A 21,268-nucleotide genomic window follows, 5' to 3' on the forward strand; every position below is an offset into this window, starting at 1 on the left:
CACGCTCTTCCCCTCACCCGCGGCGCTCCCCAGCGGCGCCGCGAGGAACTTAGGCCATGAGGCTGGCCGGTAGAACTACGGTTCCTCGAGAATCAGCCAACGGGACCGCAACTTGGGCAGATTCAACAACTCATGTTGCAACCGAGCCACGGTTTTGCCGGGCTCAATTCCTACCCCGCGCATGCGCCCATGCGTCAGAATGTCCGTTCCATGTACGGCTGTTCACATCTTGGCTGATCATCCAGGGCCGCGCCCCGTGCCCCCATTCCTCGGTGCATTCGCATGAATGGCAAGCGCGCCGTCCGCAATAGCTCAGTAATTGCTCGGGGCCGACCCATTCGGGATGCCGTCGATCGGACATTCCTCCGTCCCCGGCGTCGAGCGGGTCATCGCCTCGACCATGTCCCGCGTCCCTTCCGGGTCGGCGATCCAGTTCTTGTAGAAATCATAGGGGCAGGCCGCGACGCCGCGCGGGCTTTCGCCGGAATTGATCATGCCGGTGTAGCCGCGGTGGACCAGCTTGTAGAGATGGTTCTGCGACTGGCCGTTGCGGCGCGCATCGCGGATCAGATGTTTCGACAGCTGGGCATATTGGATGCCGTAGTCCTCCTCGCCGCACTCGCCGAGCGTCCGGCCGTCGAAGCCGATGATCGCGGAGTGACCGAAGTAGGAATAGACGCCGTCGAAGCCGGCGGCGTTGGCGACGGCGACATAGACGTTGTTGGCCCACGCCATCGCCTTGGAGATCATGACCTGCTGCTCTTTGGCCGGATACATGTAGCCCTGGCAACGCACGATCAATTCGGCGCCCTTCATGGCACAGTCGCGCCAGATCTCCGGAAAGTTGCCGTCGTCGCAGATGATCAGGCTGACCTTCATCCCTTTCGGGCCGTCTGAGACATAGGTGCAATTGCCGGGATACCAGCCCTCGATCGGCACCCATGGCATGATCTTGCGGTACTTCTGGACGATCTCACCCTTGTCGTTCATCAGGATCAGGGTGTTGTAGGGCGCCTTGTGCGGATGCTCCTCGTGGCGTTCGCCGGTCAGCGAGAACACGCCCCAGACCTTGGCCTTGCGGCAGGCCTCCGCGAAGATCGCGGTCTCTTCACCTGGCACCGCCGAGGCCGTCTCGTACATCTCCTTGGAGTCGTACATGATGCCCTGGGTCGAGTATTCCGGGAAGATCACGAGATCCATGCCGGGCAGGCCCGCCTTCATGCCCACCAGCATGTCGGCGATCTTGCGGGCGTTGTCGAGCACCTCGGCCTTGGTGTGCAGGCGAGGCATCTTGTAGTTGACCACTGCGACGCCGACGGTGTCGTTGCTGCTGGAAATGTCACCGTGAAGCATTTGGGCCGCTCCTGTCTTTTGTTCGTTTGATGTTGGCGCGTGGCGTTAGTGGCTGATCATCCAGGGCCGCGCGGTCGGAAAGCCCTTGGCGCCACTCCTGGTCTTGGTCATCAGCCGCGCGGGCTTTGTCTTGTCCGTCGAGCTCTTGTCCTTCACGGTCTTGCCCGACGAGCAGCAGCCGCAGCCGGGACCGTGCGAGGCCTTGTATTGCGCGAGCGTCTGCGGCGCATGCGTGCTGCGCTCGTTGACGGCGTGCGCCTTGCGCTTCTCCGCCGGCATGCAGAAGAAATTCGGCGCGGTCAGGATCACCCGCGGCGCCATCGTCTCGCAGTGCGGACAGCTTTGCGGATCGTCGCATTCCGCCATCGGGCGCAGGTCCTTGAACGGCCCGCAATCGTCACAGAGATATTCATAGACCGGCATCGCATCATCCCTACGCTGTTGCCTGTGAGAGAATTCCCGCGGCGGATGCGGGGCTGCAAAGTCGCGCCGTCCCGCATCCCGTCGCGCAGGGAGACTATTTGTCCGGCGAGATCGGCATCTGGATATCGCCGGTGATGTGCTTGATCGGTCCTGCCGCCGACGGCATCACGTCGAAGTCGAAGATTTCGGTCGGCAGCCATAGCGTGGCGCAGGCATTGGGAACGTCGACCACGCCGGAGATGTGGCCTTGGCACGGCGCGGTGCCGAGGATCGAATAAGCCTGGGCGCCGGAGTAGCCGAACTTCTTCAGATACTCGATCGCGTTGAGGCAGGCCTGGCGATAGGCGATGTGGACGTCGAGATAGTGCTGCTTGCCCTGCTCGTCGACCGAGATGCCCTCGAAGATCAGATAGTCCTTGTAGTTCGGCGTGATCGGCGACGGTTTGAAGATCGGGTTCTTGATGCCGTACTTCGCCATGCCGTCCTTGATCACCTCGACCTTCAGATGCAGCCAGCCGGCCATCTCGATGGCGCCGCAGAAGGTGATCTCGCCGTCGCCCTGGCTGAAATGCAGATCGCCCATCGAGAGACCCGCACCGGGCACATAGACCGGGAAGTAGATCTTCGAGCCGCGCGAGAGATCCTTGATGTCGCAATTGCCGCCGTGCTCGCGCGGCGGCACGGTGCGCGCACCCTCGGCGCCGATCTTGGCCTTGATGTCACCCTTGGCGCGGCCGCCATGGGCGGTCGGCGCGAATGGCGGATTGGCGAGGCCGGGCACGCGGGTCGGGTTGGTCGCGATCAGCTCGGCCTCACGCTTGTTCCAGGTCTCCAGCATCTTCGGATCGGGCAGGCAGCCAATCAGGCCAGGATGGATCAGGCCGGCGAAGTTGACGCCGGGCACGTGACGCGACGAGGTGTAGAGACCCTTGATGTCCCAGATCGACTTCTGCGCCAGCGGGAAATGGTCGGTCAGGAAGCCGCCGCCGTTCTGCTTGGAGAAGAAGCCGTTGAAGCCCCACAGGCTCTCCTTCATCGGGCCGACATCGAGTAGGTCGACGACGAGGAGGTCGCCGGGCTCGGCGCCCTTGACGCCGATCGGGCCGGACAGGAAGTGCACGATCGACAGATCGATGTCGCGCACATCGTCGGCGGAATCGTTGTTCTTGATGAAGCCGCCGGTCCAGTCATAGGTCTCGATGATGAAATCGTCGCCGGGATTGACCCAGGCCACGATCGGGATGTCGGGGTGCCAGCGGTTGTGCACCATGTCATTATCGTAAGCCGATTTGGTGAGATCGACCTTGATCAGTGTCTCTGGCATCGAGATGCTCCCCTTTTACTGCGGTTGGTTAGACGGATAGATATTTCGAGACCTGCGCGGCATCGACGGCGTCGCGCGGATCGTCGCGCACGATCTCGCCGTTCTCGATCACCAGCACGCGGTCGGCGATATCGAGCGCGAAGCTCAGGACCTGCTCCGACACCACGATCGAGAGCCCCTTTTCGTCGCGGATGCGCTTCAAGGTGCGCGCCATCTCCTTGATGATCGACGGCTGGATGCCTTCGGTCGGTTCGTCCAGCAGCAACACTTTCGGCTTGGTCGCGAGCGCACGCGCAATCGCGAGCTGTTGCTGCTGTCCGCCGGAGAGATTGCCGCCGCGGCGGCCCTTCATTTCCAGCAGCACCGGGAACAATTCGTAGATGTCGGCCGGCACCTCGGTCCCGCCGGAGACGACGAGGCCGGTCTCGATGTTCTCCTTCACGGTCATGGTCGAGAAGATCATGCGGCCCTGCGGCACATAGGCGAGGCCCTTGGCGACGCGCTCGTAGCTCGGCAGACTGCCGAGCTCGGCGCCGTCCATTGTCACCGAACCGCTCTTCGCCGGCAGGATGCCCATCAGCGACTTCATCAGCGTGGTCTTGCCCATGCCGTTGCGGCCCATGATCGCAACGATCTCGTTGGGCGCGACCTTGACGTTGAGCCCGTGCAGCACCTCGCTCTGGCCGTAGGCGACGTGAAGATCGGAAATTGCCAGCATCGTCGCGCGCTCCTTACTTCTTGCACATGATCTTGTCCGGAAACCGGACGCCACTTTCCGGGATCATGTGCTAATGGCCCAGATAGACTTCGACGACCTTGGGGTCGTTCTTCACCTTTTCCATGGTGCCCTCGGAGAGGATCTGCCCCTGGTGAAGCACGGTGACCTTGTGCGCGATGTCCTCGACGAATTTCATGTCGTGCTCGATCACCAGCACTGAACGGTTCTTGATGATGCGGTTGAGCAGCTCGGCGGTCTTGGTGCGCTCGGACACACTCATGCCGGCAACGGGCTCGTCCAGCATCAGCAGATCCGGATCCTGGATCAGCAGCATGCCGATCTCGAGCCACTGCTTCTGGCCGTGGCTGAGCAGATCGGCGTTCACGTTGAGCCGATCCTTCAGGAAGATCATTTCGGCGACTTCGTGCACCCGGTCGCGCACGGCGGCGTCGCGGGTGAAGGTCAGTGCGCCGAATACCGAGCGGCCGCGCGGATAGGAGATCTCCAGATTCTCGAACACCGTGAGATCGTCGTAGATCGAGGGGTTCTGGAATTTGCGGCCGACGCCCGTCTTGACGATCTCGTTCTCCTTCATCCGGGTCAGCTCCTTGCCGCGGAACTGGATCGAGCCTGAGGTTGCTTTGGTCTTGCCGCAGATCAGGTCGAGCACGGTGGTCTTGCCGGCGCCGTTGGGACCGATGATGACGCGGATCTCGTTCTCGTCGACGTAGAACGAGAGGTCGTTGACCGCCTTGAACCCGTCGAACGACACGGTCAGCGCTTCGACGGCGAGCAGGAATTCCTTGGGCTGGTGACCGACGAGCATGATCTATCTCCTCACTGCCAGCGTGGCATCGGCATCGTGGCGACCTACGAGCATGACGATCTCCTCACTCCGCCGGGGCGCCGTCAGCGACGGAGCTGTCGGTCCAACCTTCGGGTTTCGGTTTGCGCGACGAGATCAGGCGATCGATGCGCGGCTGCACGTAGTCGCCCCAGATCCCGGCGAGACCGTTCGGGAAGGCCAGGACCACGGCGATGAACAATCCGCCGAGGCCAAACAGCCACAATTCGGGAAAGGTTTCCGACAGGCTGGTCTTGGCGAAGTTGACCAGCAGCGTGCCGTAGACCGCGCCGAGGATCGAGAGCCGGCCGCCGACCGCCGTGTAGATCACCATTTCGATCGACGGCACGATGCCGACGAAGGACGGTGACATGAAGCCGACATTGAGCGCGAACATGGCGCCGCCGATCGCGGCGAACACGGCGGCAATGCAGAAGGCGAAGATCTTGAAATTCGCGACGCTGTAGCCGGAGAAGCGGACGCGGTCCTCCTTCTCGCGCATCGCGACCAGGATGCGTCCCAGCTTGGAGTGCCGGACGAACTGCGCGATCATGATGCAGGCGAACAGCAATCCCACTTCGAAGAAGTACAGCACGATCTTGGCATGGTCGGGCCGGATGTCCCAACCTTTGAGCGTCCGCAGGTCGGTCATGCCGTTGATGCCGCCGGTATAGCCCTGCTGTCCCACGATCAGGATCGTGAGGATGGCCGCGACCGCCTGGGTAATGATGGCGAAGTAGGTGCCGCCGACCCGGCGCTTGAACATCGCGGTGCCGATGATGAGGGCGAAGATGCCAGGCACGAGAATGATGGCGGCGATCGTGAAGGTGAGGCTGCTGAATGGCTTCCAGAACAGCGGCAGCGCAGTGATCTGATTCCAGTCCATGAAATCGGGAATGCCGGGCGTCGACTGGATCTTGGTGTTCTCCACGCTCGATGCCTCGAGCTTGAGGAACATCGCCATGCAGTAGCCGCCGAGCCCGAAGAACACGCCCTGACCGAGGCTGAGAATGCCGCCGTAGCCCCAGCAGATCACCAGCCCCAGCGCGACGAAGGCATAGGTCAGGTATTTCGCGACCAGATTGAGCCTGAAGACATCAAGTGTGAGCGGCAGGACCACCACCAGGAAGACCGCGAGCACCAGAATTCCGATGAACTCCGATCGATTGCAGAAACGATTGTCGGTCATTGCATCAGCCCCAGTTTCTCACTTGCGGACCTTGAGGGCGAACAGCCCTTGCGGCCGCAGCATCAGGATTCCGACAACCGCGAGCAGCGTCAGCACTTTCGCCATCGAGCCCGACATGAAGAACTCGAGGGTCGATTGCGTCTGCGAGATCGAGAAGGCCGAGGCGATGGTGCCGATCAAACTGGCGGCGCCGCCGAACACGACCACCAGGAACGTATCGACGATGTAGAGCTGTCCGGAGGTTGGCCCGGTGGAGCCAATCATCGTAAAGGCGCTGCCGGCGACACCGGCGATGCCGCAACCGAGACCGAAGGTGTAGCGATCGACCTTTTCGGTGTTGATGCCGACGGCTCCGGCCATGATGCGGTTCTGCACGACGGCGCGGACCTGGCGGCCCCAGCGCGACTTGTACATGACATAGGCGACGCCGATGGTGATCAGCAAAGTGAGGCACATCACGAAGACGCCGTTGATCGGCACCTCGATGCTGTCGGTGACGTGCAGCGAGCCGAGCATCCATTGCGGCAGCTCGACGCCGACCTCGCGCGCGCCGAACACGGAACGATAGGCCTGCTGCAGCATCAGGCTGAGGCCCCAGGTCGCAAGCAACGTATCGAGCGGGCGCTTGTAGAGATGCCGTATCAGCACCCACTCCACCAGCATTCCCAGCGCGCCGGATGCGACGAAGGCCAGGATCATCGCCAGGAAGAAGTAGCCGCTGAACAGGCTCGGCAGATAGGCCTGGAAGAAATTCGAGGTCATCCAAGTGACGTAGGCCCCGAGGATCATGAACTCGCCATGAGCCATGTTGATGACGCCCATCTGGCCGAAGATGATCGCAAGCCCAAGCGCCATCAGGACGTAGACTGAGAACAGGATCAGTCCTGCAAACCCCTGCATGACGAAGATGGAGCCAAGATCACCAAGCGAATAGTCGCCGAACATCGATGTCCTCCGTCAGGGATAAGGTCCCGCGTCGCGAGCAGGTTCGCGACGCGGGGGTCTTGGGCGTGGATTTGCTGTCCACGCCAGGGAGAGGCTTGGTGTTGAGGAAAGGCGCGAGCGACGTCGCGACTTACTGGTAACCCTTGGGGAACGGATCCGGCTCGACGAGATCGGCGGTCTCGTAGATCAGCTCGAACTGACCATCGAGCTTGGCGCGCCCCACCCGGGTCTTCGACCAGAGGTGATGGTTTTCGTGGATGCGCACATAGCCTTCCGGCGCACCCTTGAACTCGACGCCGGGCGAGGCCGCCGCGATCTTGTCGACGTCGAAGGAGCCCGCCTTCTCCACCGTCAACTTCCACAGCCACGGGCCGAGATAGGCAGCCTGGGTGACGTCTCCGATCACGGTCTTCTCGCCCCACATCTTCTTGAACGCCGGCACGAAGGTCTTGTTGTTCGGATTGTCGAGCGACTGGAAGTACTTCATGCAGGCATAGGCGCCCGCGATGTTCTCGCCGCCGATGCCGTCGATCTCGTCCTCGGTCACCGAGATCGTCAGCAGCGCCTGCTTGGAGAGGTCGATGCCGGCGGCCTTGAGCTGCTTGTAGAACGCGACGTTCGAGCCGCCGACGACGTCGGTGAAGATCACGTCGGGCTTGGTCAGCTTGATCTTGTTGATCACCGAGTTGAACTGGGTGTTGCCGAGCGGATAATACTCCTCGCCGACGACCTTGCCCTTCAGCACGTTCTCGACGTGCTTGCGCGCGATCTTGTTCGAGGTGCGCGGCCAGATGTAGTCGGAGCCGATGAAGAAGAACGACTTGGCGCCCTTTTCCTTGGCGATCCAGTTCAGGCCGGCGAGAATCTGCTGGGTCGCTTCCTGGCCGGTGTAGATCACGTTCTTGGACTGCTCGAGGCCCTCATAGAAGGTCGGGTAATAGAGCATGCCGTTGTACTGCTCCATGACCGGCAGCACCGCCTTGCGGGATGCCGAGGTCCAGCAGCCCATGATCGCCGCGACCTTGTCGTTGACGAGCAGCTTCTTGGCCTTCTCCGCAAAGGTCGGCCAATCGCTGGCGCCGTCTTCCTGGATGAACTTGATCTTGCGCCCGAGCACGCCGCCCATGGCGTTGATCTGCTCGATGGCGAGCTTTTCGGCCTCGATCGAGCCGGTCTCGGAGATGGCCATGGTGCCGGTCGCCGAGTGCAGGATGCCGACCGTCACCTCGGTGTCGGTGACCGCGAGGCCCGTGGTGTTGACCGCCGAGGTCGCCGGAGCCTGCGCGAAAGACGCCCGCGGCAGCATCGTGATGGCCGGCACGACGGCCATTCCCATCAATAGTTTGCGCCGGAGCGGCGACAACAGGCCCTTGTTTGCTTCGTCTGACATGAGCACCCCACTTTTGTTCGAGGACACGCGATTGGTGCCGTTAGGATGGCTCGAATTTGTGCAGCGCAAGCATACGCAAGATCGCGTATACTGCACCGCAAAATACCGACGTAGGCTTCTGGTACGGAATTTGCGAGGGCTCTGGGACGTATCGGGAGTGGGGTAACGAGTGGCAGGGCGGCAGCGAATAGACCGCGTCAGGCGCCAGTACAACCAGTGGGTCGCCAACCAGACGCTGGAAGACTACGCGCTGCGCTTCACCGCCAAGAGCGCGCGCCGCTGGTCTGCCGCCCGTGTCGCCAACACTGCACTCGGCGCCATCTCCTTTCTGGCGCTGGAAGCGATCGGCGGCACCATCACGCTGAACTACGGCGTCACCAACGCCAGCGCCGCGATCCTCGTTGTCTCCACCATCATCTTCTTCTGCGGCGTGCCGATTGCCTATTACGCAGCCAAATGCGGCATCGACATTGACCTGCTCACCCGCGGCGCCGGCTTCGGCTATATCGGCTCGACCGTCACCTCGTTGATCTACGCCTCCTTCACCTTCATCTTCTTCGCCATCGAGGCGGTGATCCTGGCAACGGCGCTGGAGATGTGCTTCGGCATTCCGCGCCCGATCGGCTACCTCATCAGCGCAGTGGCGATCATTCCGCTCGTGACCTACGGCATCACGCTGATCAGCCGCTTCCAGCTCTGGACGCAGCCGATCTGGATCATCCTGCACATCCTGCCCTTCGCCGCGATCGCCTGGGCCAACCCTTACTCGTTTACGGAGTGGCGCAAGTTCGCCGGCGAGCATGGCGACCCGAGCGGGCATTTCGATCTGCTGCTGTTCGGTGTCGCATCCTCCGTGGTGTTCTCGCTGGTGGCGCAGGTCGGCGAGCAGGTCGACTTCCTCCGGTTTCTGCCGCGCGACCGCCGCACGTCGCGAACGTCGTGGTGGATCGCCCTGCTGATCGCGGGCCCGGGCTGGATCATCTTCGGCGCACTGAAATTGTTACTGGGCTCCTTTCTCGCCTTCTTCGCGCTGAGCCACGGCCTCTCGGGCGAGCTGGCGGCCGAGCCCGCGCACATGTATCTCGAAGCGTTTCGCTACGTGCTGTCGCAGCCGGACCTGGCGCTGGCGCTCACCGGCATGTTCGTGATCCTGTCGCAGCTCAAGATCAACGTCACCAACGCCTATGCCGGCTCGATCGCCTGGTCGAACTTCTTCTCGCGTCTGACGCACAGCCATCCCGGCCGGGTGGTCTGGCTGGTGTTCAACGTGATGGTGGCGCTGCTGTTGATGGAGATCGGCGTCTACAAGGCGCTGGAGCAGACGCTGGCGCTCTATTCCAATGTCGCGATCGCCTGGGTCGGCGCGCTCGTCGCCGATCTCGTCGTCAACAAGCCGCTCGGCCTGCGCCCGCCGCAGATGGAGTTCAAGCGCGCCCATCTCTACGACATCAATCCGGTCGGTGTCGGCGCCATGACGATCGCGACCATCGTCTCGATCGCGGCGTTCTACGGCCTGTTCGGCCCGACCATGAAGGCGCTCGCCGCCTTCGTCGCGCTGACGGTCGCCTTCGTCACCGCGCCTGTCATCGCCTGGCTCACCGACGGAAAGTACTACATCGCGCGCAAGCCGAAGCGGAGCTGGGCCAACATCGAGTCGATCCAGTGCTGTATCTGCGAGCACAGTTTCGAGCCGGAGGACATGACGTCCTGCCCCGCTTACGCCGGCCCGATCTGCTCGCTGTGCTGCTCGCTCGATGCACGCTGCCACGACCTCTGCAAGCCGCATGCGCGGGCGCAGGTGCAGTTCGCCGACGCGCTCGGCAAGATTCTTCCCGAACCGATCTACCGGCGGATCAACTCGCAGTTCGGCCACTATATCGGCGTCTTCGTGGTCTCCGCCGGCCTCGTCGCGCTGGTGCTGGGACTGATCTATCTTCAGACCTCGGCGAGCGTGCCGGGCGAGAATTTGCTCGTCTCGAACGTGCTCTGGAAGGTGTTCTTCTCGCTCAGCATCATCATCGGCGTTGTGGCCTGGCTGTTCGTGCTGGCGCAGCAGAGCCGTCGCGCCGCCGAGGCCGAGACGCGGCGGCAGACGACGCTGCTGATCCAGGAGATCGACGCGCACAAGCGCACCGACGCCGAGCTTCAGCGCGCCAAGGAGGTCGCCGAATCTGCCAACCTCGCCAAGAGTCGCTACGTGGTGGGGCTGAGCCACGAGCTGCGCTCGCCGCTGAATGCGATCAGCGGCTATGCCCAGCTCCTGGAGCAGGACGCAACGCTCAACACCAAGCCGCGCGACCAGGTCCGCGTGGTTCGCCGCAGTGCCGATCACCTCTCCGGCCTGATCGACGGCATTCTTGATATTTCCAAGATCGAGGCGGGACGGCTGTATCTGTCGCGCGACGAAGTGCGCCTGAGCGAATTCCTCGACCAGCTCGTCGGCATGTTCCGTCTCCAGGCCGCCGCCAAGGGCATCGACTTCGTGTTCAGGCGGCCGGCGCATTTGCCGGTCGTGGTCTACGCCGACGAGAAGCGGCTCCGCCAGGTGCTGATCAACCTGCTCTCCAACGCGATCAAGTTCACCCAGACCGGCAGCGTGCAGTTCGTCGTGCACTATCGCAGCCCCGTTGCCGAGTTCGAAGTGATCGACACCGGCCCCGGCATCCAGGGCGACGACCTCGAACGCATCTTTGCGCCCTTCGAGCGTGGCGCGCTCGGCGTCTCGCAGCCGCAGACCGGCACCGGGCTGGGCCTGACCATCAGCCGGCTGCTCGCCGGCGTCATGGGCGGCGACATCAAGGTCCTGAGCACGGTTGGCGCCGGGAGCACCTTCAAGGTCAAGATCCTGCTATCGGAAGTCGCCAATCCGCTGCGCATCGCGCCGGTAGAGGCGCCGGTCTCCGGCTATCGGGGCGCACGCAAGACCATCCTCATCACCGACGACGACCCCGTGCATCGCGACCTCCTGCGCGAGGTGCTGGCGCCGCTCGGCTTCATCCTGCTCAGTGCACCCGATGGGCCAGGATGCCTCGCGCTGGCGCAGCATTGCCGGCCCGACCTGTTCCTGCTCGACATCTCGATGCCTGCCATGGACGGCTGGGCCGTCGCGGAGGCCTTGCGCACGAGCGGCCACCACCAGGCGCGCATCCTGATGGTGTCGGCGAGCGCGCTGGAGGCTCACGGCGCGCCGCTGGCGCAGCCCTTCCACGACGGCTATCTGATGAAGCCGATCGACATCCCGCGGCTGCTGGAGACGATCCGTCAGCTCCTGAAGATCGAATGGCAGTACGGCTCGGACCAGATCGCGGTGCCGTTCTGGCGGCTCGAGAGCGGATCAAGGCCACCGGTGCGGCACATCGAGGCGCTGATGGGGCTGGGCCAGATCGGCTACGTCAAGGGCATCCAGTTGAAGCTGGACGAGATCGGCAGCGAGCACCCCGAGCATGCCGACTTCGTCGCGGAAATGCGGTCGCTGGTCGACCGCTTCGATCTCGACCGGTACATGGCCACATTGAAGACGTTGCATGCGCATGAGCATTGAGTCGAGGAAGCGCGATGTCGCGCTCGTTGTCGATGACTCCCCGGAGACGCTGCGGCTGCTCACCGACGCGCTCGACGGCGCCGGGATGACGGTGATGGTGGCGCTCGACGGCGCGGCCGCGATGCGCATCGTCGACCAGATCACGCCCGACATCGTGCTGCTGGACGCCGTGATGCCCGGCATGGACGGATTCGAGACCTGCCGCCGGCTCAAGCGCGATGCGGGCGTTGCCAACGTGCCCGTGATCTTCATGACGGGCCTCGCCGAGACCGAGCACATCGTGCGCGGGCTGGAGGCCGGCGGCGTCGACTACGTGACAAAACCGATTGTGATCGAGGAGATGCTGGCGCGCATCCGCGTCCATCTCGGCAACGCCCGCCTGACCCAGAGCGCGCGTGCCGCGCTCGACGTCTCCGGCCGCTTCCTGTTCGCGGTCAACCGCCAGGGCCACGTGCTCTGGGCCACCCCGCAGGCGCAAAAACTGCTGGCCGATCATCATGGCGCGCAGGCCGACGACTTCGTCCTGCCGCCATCACTCCTGCAATGGCTGGAGCAGGCGAAGGACAAGGGCAGCTCGAAGTCGCAGGCGGCTCCCCTGCCCGACAATCCGCAACTGCGGCTCTACTACATGGGCGAGACCGCGCCGAACGAGTTCCTGCTGCGGCTGTCCAAGGAGTCCGGCACTGCGCTGCCACCCGAATTCACCAGCGAGCTCGGCCTCACCACCCGCGAGGGCGAAGTGCTGGCCTGGCTCAGCAAGGGCAAGACCAACCGCGATATCGCGCAGATCCTGGGCTTGAGCCCGCGCACCGTGGACAAGCACCTGGAGCAGATCTACGCCAAGCTCGGCGTGGAGAACCGGACCGCGGCGGCCGCGATTGCAACGAATGCGACGCGAAGGAATTCGTAGCAGCACTGCAGATGAGTTGGTGCGCCGTTCACCCAACCAACAGTGTCGTCCCGGGGCGCGAAGCGAGCCCGGGACCCATAACCACAGGAAGTGGTTTGGTGAAGACTCGGAGTGACCAGCCAACCCTATGACCACTGCCTGGGAGTATGGGTCCCGGGCTCGCTTCCGCGCCCCGGGACGACAGCCGAGTGTGGGGGGCTTCTAACGTTCCCTACTCCGACGGCCCCTCACCCGTAAACAAACGCTCCGTCGTCCAGATCCGTCTTCGGGATCTCGTCCTTCTCGGTCCAGTAATCCTGGCTGTGCTGCCATTCCGGCTTGTCGCCGCGCTTGGGGAGCAGGTCCATGTTGCGCATGATGTAGCCGGGATTGAAGTTTTCCGGATCGATCCAGGGCAGGATCGGCATGTTGTGGTCCTCAGGCCGCAGCCTGACTTCGACCTTCTTCGTGCCCTTGGCCTTCATGTGGCCGAGCAGCCGGCAGACGAAATCGGCGACGACGTCGACGCGCAGCGTCCAGCTCGCACGGAAATAGCCGAACACCCAGACCATGTTCGGCACGCCCGTGAACATCATGCCGCGATAGGTCACGGTGTCGCCGAAGGCGAGCGGCTTGCCGTCGATCTCGAAGGCGATGTCACCGAGCGCCGCAAGATTGAAGCCGGTTGCGGTGACGACGACGTCGGCTTCCAGCAGCTTGCCGGACTTGAGCTGGATGCCGTTCTCGACGAAACATTCGATCTCATCGGTGACGACGGAGGCCTTGCCGCTGGCGATGCCCTTGAACAGATCGGCGTCGGGCACAAAGGCGATACGCTGCCGCCACGGCCGGTAGGTCGGCGTGAAATGCGTCTCGACGTCGTAGTCCGGCCCGAGAACCGCGCGGATCTGGTCGATCAAATCCTTCTTCACCTGCTCCGGCTTGGCAATGCAGAGCTTTGTGAAAGCATCCTGCTCGAACAATATTTTGCGGCGGACGATCTCGTGGATCCATTCCTCGTCGACCTGAAGCCGGCGCAGCTCCTCGGCGATCTCGATGGCGTTGCGGCCGAGCCGGAAATAGGTCGGCGAGCGCTGCAACATGGTGACATGCGCGCAGGCGTCGGCGATGTTCGGCACCAGCGTCGCCGCGGTCGCGCCGGAGCCGATCACGACGACCTTCTTGTTCACGAGGTCGATATCGTCGGGCCAGCTCTGCGGATGGACGATGCGGCCCTTGAAGCGGTCCATGCCCTTCCATTCCGGCGTGTAGCCTTCGGAATGGCGATAATAGCCCTGGCACATCCAGAGGAAGTTGGCGGTGAACGTTTTCGCCTCGCCGGTGTCGGTCGTTGTCGCCTCGATGGTCCAGAGATTTTGCTCGCTCGACCAGCTCGCGGAATTGATCTGGTGCTTGTAGCGGATGTGTCGGGCGATATCGTTGTCGTCGATCACCTCGTTCATGTAGGCGAGGATTTCCTCGGCGGTCGCGATCGGCGGTCCGACCCAGGGCTTGAAACTGTAGCCGAAGGTATGGAGATCGCTGTCCGAGCGAATGCCGGGATAGCGATGCGTGCTCCACGTGCCGCCGAACGTCGCCTGCGTCTCCAGGATGACGTAGCTCGTGCCGGGAAGCTGCTTTTCGATGTGATAGGCGCTGCCGATGCCGGAGATGCCGGCACCGACGATCAGCACGTCGAAATGTTCAGAGGCCTGCTTGGTTGTGGCGTGACTGCGGACAGCGACATTCATTGTTGCTTCTATGCCTTGCTTGTTTTTGTGGCCGCCCTTGACCGGACGGCGCGTTTCCTCCGCGACGGGCATGGTCACCCATCGCGCTTCCACTTCAAAATGACATAGATCAATTCGCGGTCAAACTATAACGCCGCACCCCAGCTCCGCGCGGTCTGCAAAATCCAGTCGCGATAGAGCGTGAGCGGCGTGACGCCGGTCAATCCGCCGCAGCCGGCGGCGCCGTTCGGCCCCGTGGACCAGCTGATGACGCCGACAAGCACCGGGCCGTTCGGCTTGTCCTCGAACACCGGACCGCCGGAATCGCCGGTGCAGGCGCCAATTCCGTCGCGAACACCGTTGGTTACGGGATCGACCAGCCGGATCTGGAACGTGCCGGGCTGGCCCGTGGCCACGAGCCCGGCGACGCGCGTCGCGCCGCCGCTCTTGCCGTCGCCACGGACGGTGACGCCGATACCGGCGATGACGAAGCGGCTGCCAACCTGGATTGGAATAGTCGGCGCACCGACCGACACCGTCGATTTTCCCTTGAGTGGAATTTCCAGTTGCAACAATGCCACGTCCGCGGTGGCGCGGTGCGCCTGCATTGCCTGCATGTTGAAGTTGGGATGGATCGCGACGGTGCGCACGTTCAGCAATTGCGGCGCACCGTCAGCGCCGCGATCGACGATCTTGTAGTCCGCGCCGGGCTGCACACAGTGGGCAACCGTCAGCACGACCTTCGGGGCGATCAGGCTGCCGGTGCAGAAATTGCCCCGCGAGCCGACGATGGTGACGACCGCGCGCGCGACACCATCGGCCTGCGGCGTGCCGCCGCCGACGATGGCGTGTGCGGGCGTGGCGAGCAGCAGCGCGGCTGCGATGAGGGTTGCAAGCTTCTTCATGGGAACACGCCTTGGCGTCAGCATCGGTGACGGCGGGATTGCTTCAGACTGGCCCTTGCCGATAGCGCATGCTAGCGCTCTTGGGAAGGAATTGACGAGGGCGGGATCTTGACGATCGAGGCTGTGATCTTTGATTTTGGCGGCGTGCTGACGAGCTCGCCGTTCGAGGCGTTCGCGCGGTACGAGACCGAGCGCGGTCTCCCCGTCGACATCATCCGGCGCACCAACGCCGCCAATCATCTGGAAAACGCCTGGGCCAAGTTCGAGCGGGCCGAGGTCGATATCGACACCTTCGACAAGCTTTTCGCCGAGGAATCTCGCGCGCTCGGCGCGGAGGTGCGCGGCCGCGACGTGCTGCCGCTGCTTCAGGGCGATCTGCGTCCCGAGATGGTCGAGGCCCTCAAGCGCATCAAGGCGCAATTCAAGACCGGCTGCATCACCAACAATCTGCCTGCCAACGCGATCGGCAGCATGACCGGGCGCTCACTCTACATCGCCGAGGTGATGGTTCTGTTCGACCACGTCGTCGAATCCGCCAAGATCGGCTTGCGCAAGCCCGACCCGCGCATCTACAGGATGATGGTCGAGACGCTGAAGGTCGATCCGAAGAAGTGCGTCTATCTCGACGATCTCGGCGTCAATCTAAAACCCGCGCGCGAGATGGGCATGACCACGATCAAGGTGGCGAGTGGGGCGCAGGCGATTGCGGAGCTTGAGGCGGCGACGGGGCTGAAGTTGGGGTAGGCTGGCTCATCGTTGCGAGGCACGAAGCCGTAGGGTGGGCAAAGCGGAGCGTGCCCACCACAAGCAGATGGTGGGCACGGCGCTTTCGCGCCTTTGCCCACCTTACGGCAGCCTATTCCGCCGCGGCGGCGATCCGCTCCGGAAAGGCAGCCGCCAGCGATGCTCTATCCGGCTTCAGCACACCGCGCTCGGTGATGAGACCAGTGACCAGCCGCGCCGGCGTCACGTCGAACGCGTAATTCGCGACCGGCGAGCCCTCCGGCACGATGCGCACCGTCTCCAGCCGGCCATCCGCGGTGCGGCCGGTCATGTCGGTCACCTCCGTGCCGCTGCGCTGCTCGATCGGAATGTCGCGGATGCCGTCATCAACGGCGAAATCGATCGTCGGCGACGGCAGTGCGACATAGAACGGCACGCCGTTGTCGTGTGCTGCAAGCGCCTTCAGATATGTGCCGATCTTGTTGCAGACATCGCCATTGGCGGCGACGCGGTCGGTGCCGACGATGGCGAGGTCGACCATGCCGTGCTGCATCAGGTGCCCGCCGGTGTTGTCGGGGATCACCGTGTGCGGCACGCCGTGATGACCGAGCTCCCAGGCCGTGAGCGAGGCGCCCTGGTTGCGCGGACGGGTCTCATCGACCCAGACATGGATCTTGATGCCACGCTCATGCGCCAGATAGATCGGCGCCGTCGCGGTGCCCCAGTCGACGGTGGCAAGCCAGCCGGCATTGCAATGGGTCAGCACGTTGACCGTCTCGCCCGGCTTCTTCCTTGCGACGATCGCCTCGATCAGCTTCAAGCCGTTGCCGGCGATGCCGCGGTTGATCTCGACGTCCTGCTCGACGATCTCGTCGGCGCGCGCATAGGCCGCCTCCGCCCGTTCAACCGGATCGACCGGGGCGAGCGCCGTGCGCATCTCGTCCAGCGCCCATTTCAGATTGATCGCGGTCGGCCGCGCCACGACCAGCGTGTCATAGGCGCGCTTGAGGCCAGCGTCGGATGAGTCCTCGCGCATGGCGAGCGCCATGCCGTAGGCCGCGGTTGCACCAATCAGCGGCGCGCCGCGCACCAGCATGTCGCGAATGGCGACCGCAGCGTCTTCGCATGAAGTCAGCTTCGCGATGACGAACTCATGCGGCAGGCGGCGCTGGTCGATCGCGCCGACCGACCAGCCATCGCGCTCGCGCCAGATGCTGCGGAAATGCTTGCCGTCAACCTTCATGGCATTCTGCCTTTCGTATCACGCCCGCAGGATGCGCCCGGCCACCGCATCGAGCTTCTTCAAGAGCTCGGGATCGCGCGCCTCGGGCGCCGTGATCAACGCGGTGTCGAGCGCGCGGTCCGAACCGATCGGGCACGGCTCGTGCTCGCGCGGAAAATCCGTCGCGAGCCGCGCCACCAGCGCCTTCGCCTTGTCGGCGTTCGAGGTCAGCACGCGGATGATGTCCTGGACGGTGACGGCGTCGTGGTCGGGATGCCAGCAGTCGAAATCCGTCACCATCGCGACCGTGGCGTAGCAGATCTCCGCCTCACGCGCGAGCTTCGCCTCGGGCATGTTGGTCATGCCGATCACGGAATAGCCCGATGTCTTGTAGGTCATGCTTTCCGCGTAGGTGGAGAATTGCGGCCCCTCCATGCAGACATAGGTGCCGCCGCGCGCAAACGCGATGCCCTCGGCTTCAGCTGCCGCCGCAAGATGGATGCGCAGGCGCGGCGAGACCGGATGCGCCATCGACACATGCGCGACGCATCCCCTGCCGAAGAACGAGCTCTCGCGCTTGTGGGTGCGATCGACGAACTGGTCGACGAGAACGAAGGTGCCGGGTGACAGCTCCTCCCTGAACGAGCCGCAGGCCGAGAGCGAGATCAAGTCGGTGACGCCGGCCCGCTTCAGAACATCGATGTTGGCGCGATAATTGATGTCGGAGGGCGAGAGCCGGTGACCCTTGTCGTGCCGCGGCAGGAACACGATCGGCAGGCCGGCAATCGAGCCGCGCCGCAGAGGGGCCGACGGCTCGCCCCAGGGGCTCTTGATCACTTCTTCGCGCGCGCCCTCGAGACCCGGCAGATCGTAGATGCCGGAGCCACCAATGATGCCCAATACCGCCTGCGTCATGCCTGCTCCACCCTGTCAGCTATGTGCGACATGGTTAAGCTATGCCAGTTTTGCGGCGATTTTGAAACGGGGGCGGTGGGGCGATGCCGGTGCTGTGAGGAGCCTGGAGTGCTCGCCTCGCTCTCAGTGTCGTCCCCGACGTTCGCAGGGACGACCCGGGGAGTGATAGGTACGTCTAATTAGGCCGCCGCCGCCAGCTGCAGCTGGGTCGCGACCATCCGCTCCAGCGTCTCGACCGACTGGAAATTCTCGGGCGTGATCTCGGACTGCGGGATGGTGAAGTCGAACTCGGCTTCGACGCCGAGCATCAGATTGACCATGTCCATCGAGGTCAGACCCGCATCGACGAGCTTCGCCTGTGGTGTGATGTCCGCGGTGAGCGAGTTCTGCTCGAGGATGCCCTTCACCAGCTTGATGATGCGATCGCGCACGTCGGTATCGAAGGCCTGCATCGGTAAATTCCCATCTGTCTATTCAACGGTCGGACCGGTTGCCGGCTACGATGGGCGCGACGGGCCGATCCCACAATGGGCGCCACCATTACTTCGCCTTTCTTAGTAAACGATGACTCAGATTGTCTGGAATTCCGAGTTCTTCCAGATCCCTAACGCGACCGCGGAATTGTCGGTGATGCAAACAACCCGAACTTAACTGTTCGTTCGGAATTTGGCTTTGTTTACCCTCTATTTCATCGACGAATTTGAATTAAATCCGTAGCCTCGTCTCACAAGCAAAATGGTCGGAGGATCGCTTGCACGGCATCGCGAATGATGCCGGCGATCCTGAACGGCAAACCGGAGGCGGACGAGTATGAACGTGCGTGAAGCAGTCCTCACTGTCGACGAAACGCAAACGAGCTTTCTCGAACACGGCCCCTCCCTCATCGAACGCGCTACCCGGACAGCCGCTGCGGCGGCTGCCGATGCGGACGAGGTCGATCGCGGCGCCCGCTTCCCCCACAAGGCTTTCGAGGTCGCGCGTGAGCAGAAACTGCTCGGCGTCATGATCCCGGTCGAGTTCGGCGGCTTCGGTGCCTCGATCTACGACGTCACCGATATCTGCTACACGCTCGGGCGCGCCTGCGCCTCGACCGCGATGATCTATGCGATGCACACGACCAAGGTCGCCTGTGTCATCAGGCACGGCCATGGCATCCCCTGGATGGAAACGATGATGCGCCGGGTCGCCCGCGACCAGTGGCTGCTCGCCTCCTCCACCACCGAAGGCCAGAACGGCGGCAACATTCGCGCCAGCGCCGCGGCAGTCGACCACGCCGGCGACGCAGTCTCGCTGGTGCGCGACGCCACCGTGATCTCCTACGGTGCGGAGGCCGACGGCCTCGTCACCATCGCCCGCCGCGCCACCGAGGCCGCCGCCTCCGACCAGGTTCTGCTGGCGCTCGCCAAGGACGATTATTCGCTGAAGCAGACGCAGGGCTGGGAGACGCTCGGCATGCGCGGCACCTGCTCGACCGGCTTCGAGCTGAAGGTCGATTGCCCGGCCGACCGCATCTTCCCGGAATCCTATGACAAGATCCATGCCCAGACCATGACGCCGTTCGCGCATCTGTGCTGGTCCTCGGCCTGGGCCGGCATCGCCGCCGCGGCCGTGACCCGTGCTCAGGCTTTCGTTCGCAAGGCGGCCCGCACCTCGGGCGGCCAGATGCCGCCGGCCGCGGCGCATTTCACTGCCGCGAAGATGTCGCTGGCCAAGCTGCGCGCGCTGATCGCAGCCAATGTCGACACCTTTGCCCGCGCCGAGCATGACGAGCGCGCGCTGAGCTCGCTCGATTTCCAGTCCTCGATCACGCTGTTGAAGGTGCAAGCCTCCGAGCTCGCGGTCGAGACCGTGATGCATGCGATGCGCACCGCGGGCCTCTCCGGCTACCGCAACGATGGCGAGTTCACCATGGGCCGCCACCTGCGCGACGTGCTGTCCTCGCCGATCATGATCAACAACGACCGCATTCTCGCCAACGCCGCCACTTCGACGCTGATGAGCGGCATTCCGGCAAGCCTTCGAGACTAGAAAGCCTTCGCGACTGACGTGCCTTTCGGCCAAAAAGAACAATTTCAGATAGCAGGAAGTCGAACATGAACATTGCTGTTCTCCCCAGCTCGCCCGAGACCGCGCCGCAAATCGCAGATCCGCTCGATCATCTCGCCGACAAGCTGTTCCACCCCATGGGCTCGGACGGCGTTTACGCCCGCACCGCGCTCTATGAGGGCGTCGTCGAGCGGCTGGCCGCGCTGATCACGAACCATCGCGAGACCGGCACCGAGGTCATGCGCTTTCCGCCGGTGATGAGCCGGGCCCAGCTCGAGAAATCCGGCTATCTCAAGAGCTTTCCGAACCTGCTCGGCTGCGTCTGCGGCCTGCACGGCACCGAACGCGAGATCAACGCGGCGGTGAGCCGCTTCGATGCCGGCGGCGACTGGACTTCATCGCTCTCGCCGGCCGACCTCGTGCTGTCGCCCGCCGCGTGCTACCCGGTCTATCCGATCGCGGCGAGCCGCGGACCTTTGCCGAAGGGCGGCCTGCGCTTCGACGTCGCTGCCGACTGCTTCCGCCGCGAGCCGTCGAAACATCTCGACCGGCTGCAATCGTTCCGGATGCGCGAATATGTCTGCATCGGCAGCCCCGACGACGTCGCCGATTTCCGCGAGCGCTGGATGGTGCGCGCGCAGGCGATCGCCCGCGACCTCGGCCTGACCTTCCGCGTCGACTACGCCAGCGACCCCTTCTTCGGCCGCGTCGGCCAGATCAAGGCGGTGAGCCAGAAGCAGCAGCAGCTCAAGTTCGAGCTCCTGATCCCGCTCCGCTCGGAGGATCAGCCGACCGCCTGCATGAGCTTCAACTATCACCGCGAACATTTTGGCACGACCTGGGGCATCCAGGACGCCAATGGCGAACCCGCGCATACCGGCTGCGTCGCCTTCGGCATGGACCGCCTGGCCGTCGCCATGTTCCACACCCACGGCACGGATCTCGCCGCTTGGCCCGCCAAGGTGCGGGAGATCATGGGCATGCAGCCGTTAGCCACGGCCGATGCCCATGGTGAAGGCTGGCGCTAGAGCATGATCCGGAAAAGTGCGGGTCGGTTTTCCGAATAGATCGTGCTGAAACGATAGAGCGAACGAGGCCTCCCATTTCCACG

The 21,268-nt window shown here is 63.6% G+C and carries 18 protein-coding genes; 5 read left to right on the forward strand and 13 right to left on the reverse strand.

Annotation, left to right across the window (positions count from 1 at the left end):
• Positions 1 to 312 precede the first annotated feature (312 nt).
• From AB7290_RS41860 to urtA, 8 genes are all read right to left on the reverse strand, one after another.
• Entirely contained in the window at positions 313 to 1,353 is a 1,041-nt protein-coding gene (locus AB7290_RS41860; protein WP_028155256.1) for an aliphatic amidase, read from the reverse strand.
• 45 nt (positions 1,354 to 1,398) lie between these two features.
• On the reverse strand, positions 1,399 to 1,776 hold the full coding sequence (locus AB7290_RS41865; protein WP_085404020.1) for an FmdB family zinc ribbon protein: 378 nt from the start codon (positions 1,774 to 1,776) through the stop codon (positions 1,399 to 1,401).
• A 94-nt stretch (positions 1,777 to 1,870) separates the two neighbouring features.
• On the reverse strand, positions 1,871 to 3,100 hold the full coding sequence (gene fmdA / locus AB7290_RS41870; RefSeq protein ID WP_085404021.1) for a formamidase: 1,230 nt from the start codon (positions 3,098 to 3,100) through the stop codon (positions 1,871 to 1,873).
• Positions 3,101 to 3,128: 28 nt separating this feature from the next.
• On the reverse strand, positions 3,129 to 3,818 hold the full coding sequence (gene urtE, locus AB7290_RS41875; protein WP_085404022.1) for an urea ABC transporter ATP-binding subunit UrtE: 690 nt from the start codon (positions 3,816 to 3,818) through the stop codon (positions 3,129 to 3,131).
• Between the two features lie 70 nt (positions 3,819 to 3,888).
• On the reverse strand, positions 3,889 to 4,644 hold the full coding sequence (gene urtD, locus AB7290_RS41880) for an urea ABC transporter ATP-binding protein UrtD (RefSeq protein WP_085404023.1): 756 nt from the start codon (positions 4,642 to 4,644) through the stop codon (positions 3,889 to 3,891).
• A 64-nt stretch (positions 4,645 to 4,708) separates the two neighbouring features.
• On the reverse strand, positions 4,709 to 5,851 hold the full coding sequence (gene urtC, locus AB7290_RS41885; RefSeq protein WP_085404024.1) for an urea ABC transporter permease subunit UrtC: 1,143 nt from the start codon (positions 5,849 to 5,851) through the stop codon (positions 4,709 to 4,711).
• 18 nt (positions 5,852 to 5,869) lie between these two features.
• Positions 5,870 to 6,796, reverse strand: coding sequence for an urea ABC transporter permease subunit UrtB (gene urtB / locus AB7290_RS41890; protein WP_085404025.1), 927 nt, complete (start codon positions 6,794 to 6,796; stop codon positions 5,870 to 5,872).
• A gap of 130 nt (positions 6,797 to 6,926) precedes the next feature.
• The gene (gene urtA, locus AB7290_RS41895; RefSeq protein WP_135215591.1) at positions 6,927 to 8,186 is read right to left on the reverse strand and encodes an urea ABC transporter substrate-binding protein; all 1,260 of its coding nucleotides are present in this window, start codon (positions 8,184 to 8,186) and stop codon (positions 6,927 to 6,929) included.
• A gap of 169 nt (positions 8,187 to 8,355) precedes the next feature.
• Between urtA and AB7290_RS41900 the strand changes: the two genes are divergently transcribed.
• Together AB7290_RS41900 and AB7290_RS41905 are read left to right on the forward strand one after the other, a co-directional pair.
• Positions 8,356 to 11,727 (forward strand): hybrid sensor histidine kinase/response regulator, encoded by a 3,372-nt coding sequence (locus tag AB7290_RS41900; protein WP_085404027.1) that lies wholly within the window; start codon positions 8,356 to 8,358, stop codon positions 11,725 to 11,727.
• Positions 11,711 to 12,637, forward strand: a complete 927-nt coding sequence (locus tag AB7290_RS41905) for a response regulator (RefSeq protein WP_014491159.1) — start codon at positions 11,711 to 11,713, stop codon at positions 12,635 to 12,637. Before AB7290_RS41900 ends, AB7290_RS41905 begins: the two co-directional genes overlap by 17 nt.
• Before the next feature lie 227 nt (positions 12,638 to 12,864).
• Here AB7290_RS41905 and AB7290_RS41910 read toward each other — a convergent pair whose 3' ends face one another.
• Together AB7290_RS41910 and AB7290_RS41915 are read right to left on the reverse strand one after the other, a co-directional pair.
• On the reverse strand, positions 12,865 to 14,367 hold the full coding sequence (locus tag AB7290_RS41910) for a flavin-containing monooxygenase (protein ID WP_085404091.1): 1,503 nt from the start codon (positions 14,365 to 14,367) through the stop codon (positions 12,865 to 12,867).
• Positions 14,368 to 14,492: 125 nt separating this feature from the next.
• Entirely contained in the window at positions 14,493 to 15,251 is a 759-nt protein-coding gene (locus AB7290_RS41915) for a S1 family peptidase (protein WP_063980005.1), read from the reverse strand.
• Between the two features lie 108 nt (positions 15,252 to 15,359).
• Here AB7290_RS41915 and AB7290_RS41920 point away from each other — a divergent pair, with 108 nt between their 5' ends.
• A complete protein-coding gene (locus AB7290_RS41920) occupies positions 15,360 to 15,995 on the forward strand; it encodes an HAD-IA family hydrolase (RefSeq protein ID WP_085404028.1) in 636 nt (211 codons plus the stop codon).
• Positions 15,996 to 16,107: 112 nt separating this feature from the next.
• Here the strand turns inward: AB7290_RS41920 and mtnA are convergent, their stop codons facing one another.
• The 3 genes from mtnA to AB7290_RS41935 form a co-directional block, all read right to left on the reverse strand.
• Complete coding sequence (gene mtnA, locus AB7290_RS41925; RefSeq protein ID WP_085404029.1) at positions 16,108 to 17,217, reverse strand: S-methyl-5-thioribose-1-phosphate isomerase; 1,110 nt, start codon at positions 17,215 to 17,217, stop codon at positions 16,108 to 16,110.
• A gap of 18 nt (positions 17,218 to 17,235) precedes the next feature.
• Complete coding sequence (locus AB7290_RS41930) at positions 17,236 to 18,111, reverse strand: S-methyl-5'-thioadenosine phosphorylase (RefSeq protein WP_085404030.1); 876 nt, start codon at positions 18,109 to 18,111, stop codon at positions 17,236 to 17,238.
• Positions 18,112 to 18,290: 179 nt separating this feature from the next.
• Positions 18,291 to 18,563, reverse strand: a complete 273-nt coding sequence (locus AB7290_RS41935; RefSeq protein ID WP_014491153.1) for a phosphopantetheine-binding protein — start codon at positions 18,561 to 18,563, stop codon at positions 18,291 to 18,293.
• 358 nt (positions 18,564 to 18,921) lie between these two features.
• Between AB7290_RS41935 and AB7290_RS41940 the strand changes: the two genes are divergently transcribed.
• Both AB7290_RS41940 and AB7290_RS41945 read left to right on the forward strand, forming a co-directional pair.
• Positions 18,922 to 20,139, forward strand: coding sequence for an acyl-CoA dehydrogenase family protein (locus AB7290_RS41940; protein WP_085404031.1), 1,218 nt, complete (start codon positions 18,922 to 18,924; stop codon positions 20,137 to 20,139).
• Between the two features lie 65 nt (positions 20,140 to 20,204).
• Positions 20,205 to 21,185, forward strand: coding sequence for an amino acid--[acyl-carrier-protein] ligase (locus AB7290_RS41945; protein ID WP_028155272.1), 981 nt, complete (start codon positions 20,205 to 20,207; stop codon positions 21,183 to 21,185).
• The last annotated feature ends 83 nt before the right edge of the window (positions 21,186 to 21,268 follow it).

This window comes from Bradyrhizobium sp. 613_E4_N2_2 (assembly GCF_052075995.1).
Taxonomy (GTDB): Bacteria; Pseudomonadota; Alphaproteobacteria; order Rhizobiales; family Xanthobacteraceae; genus Bradyrhizobium; species Bradyrhizobium barranii.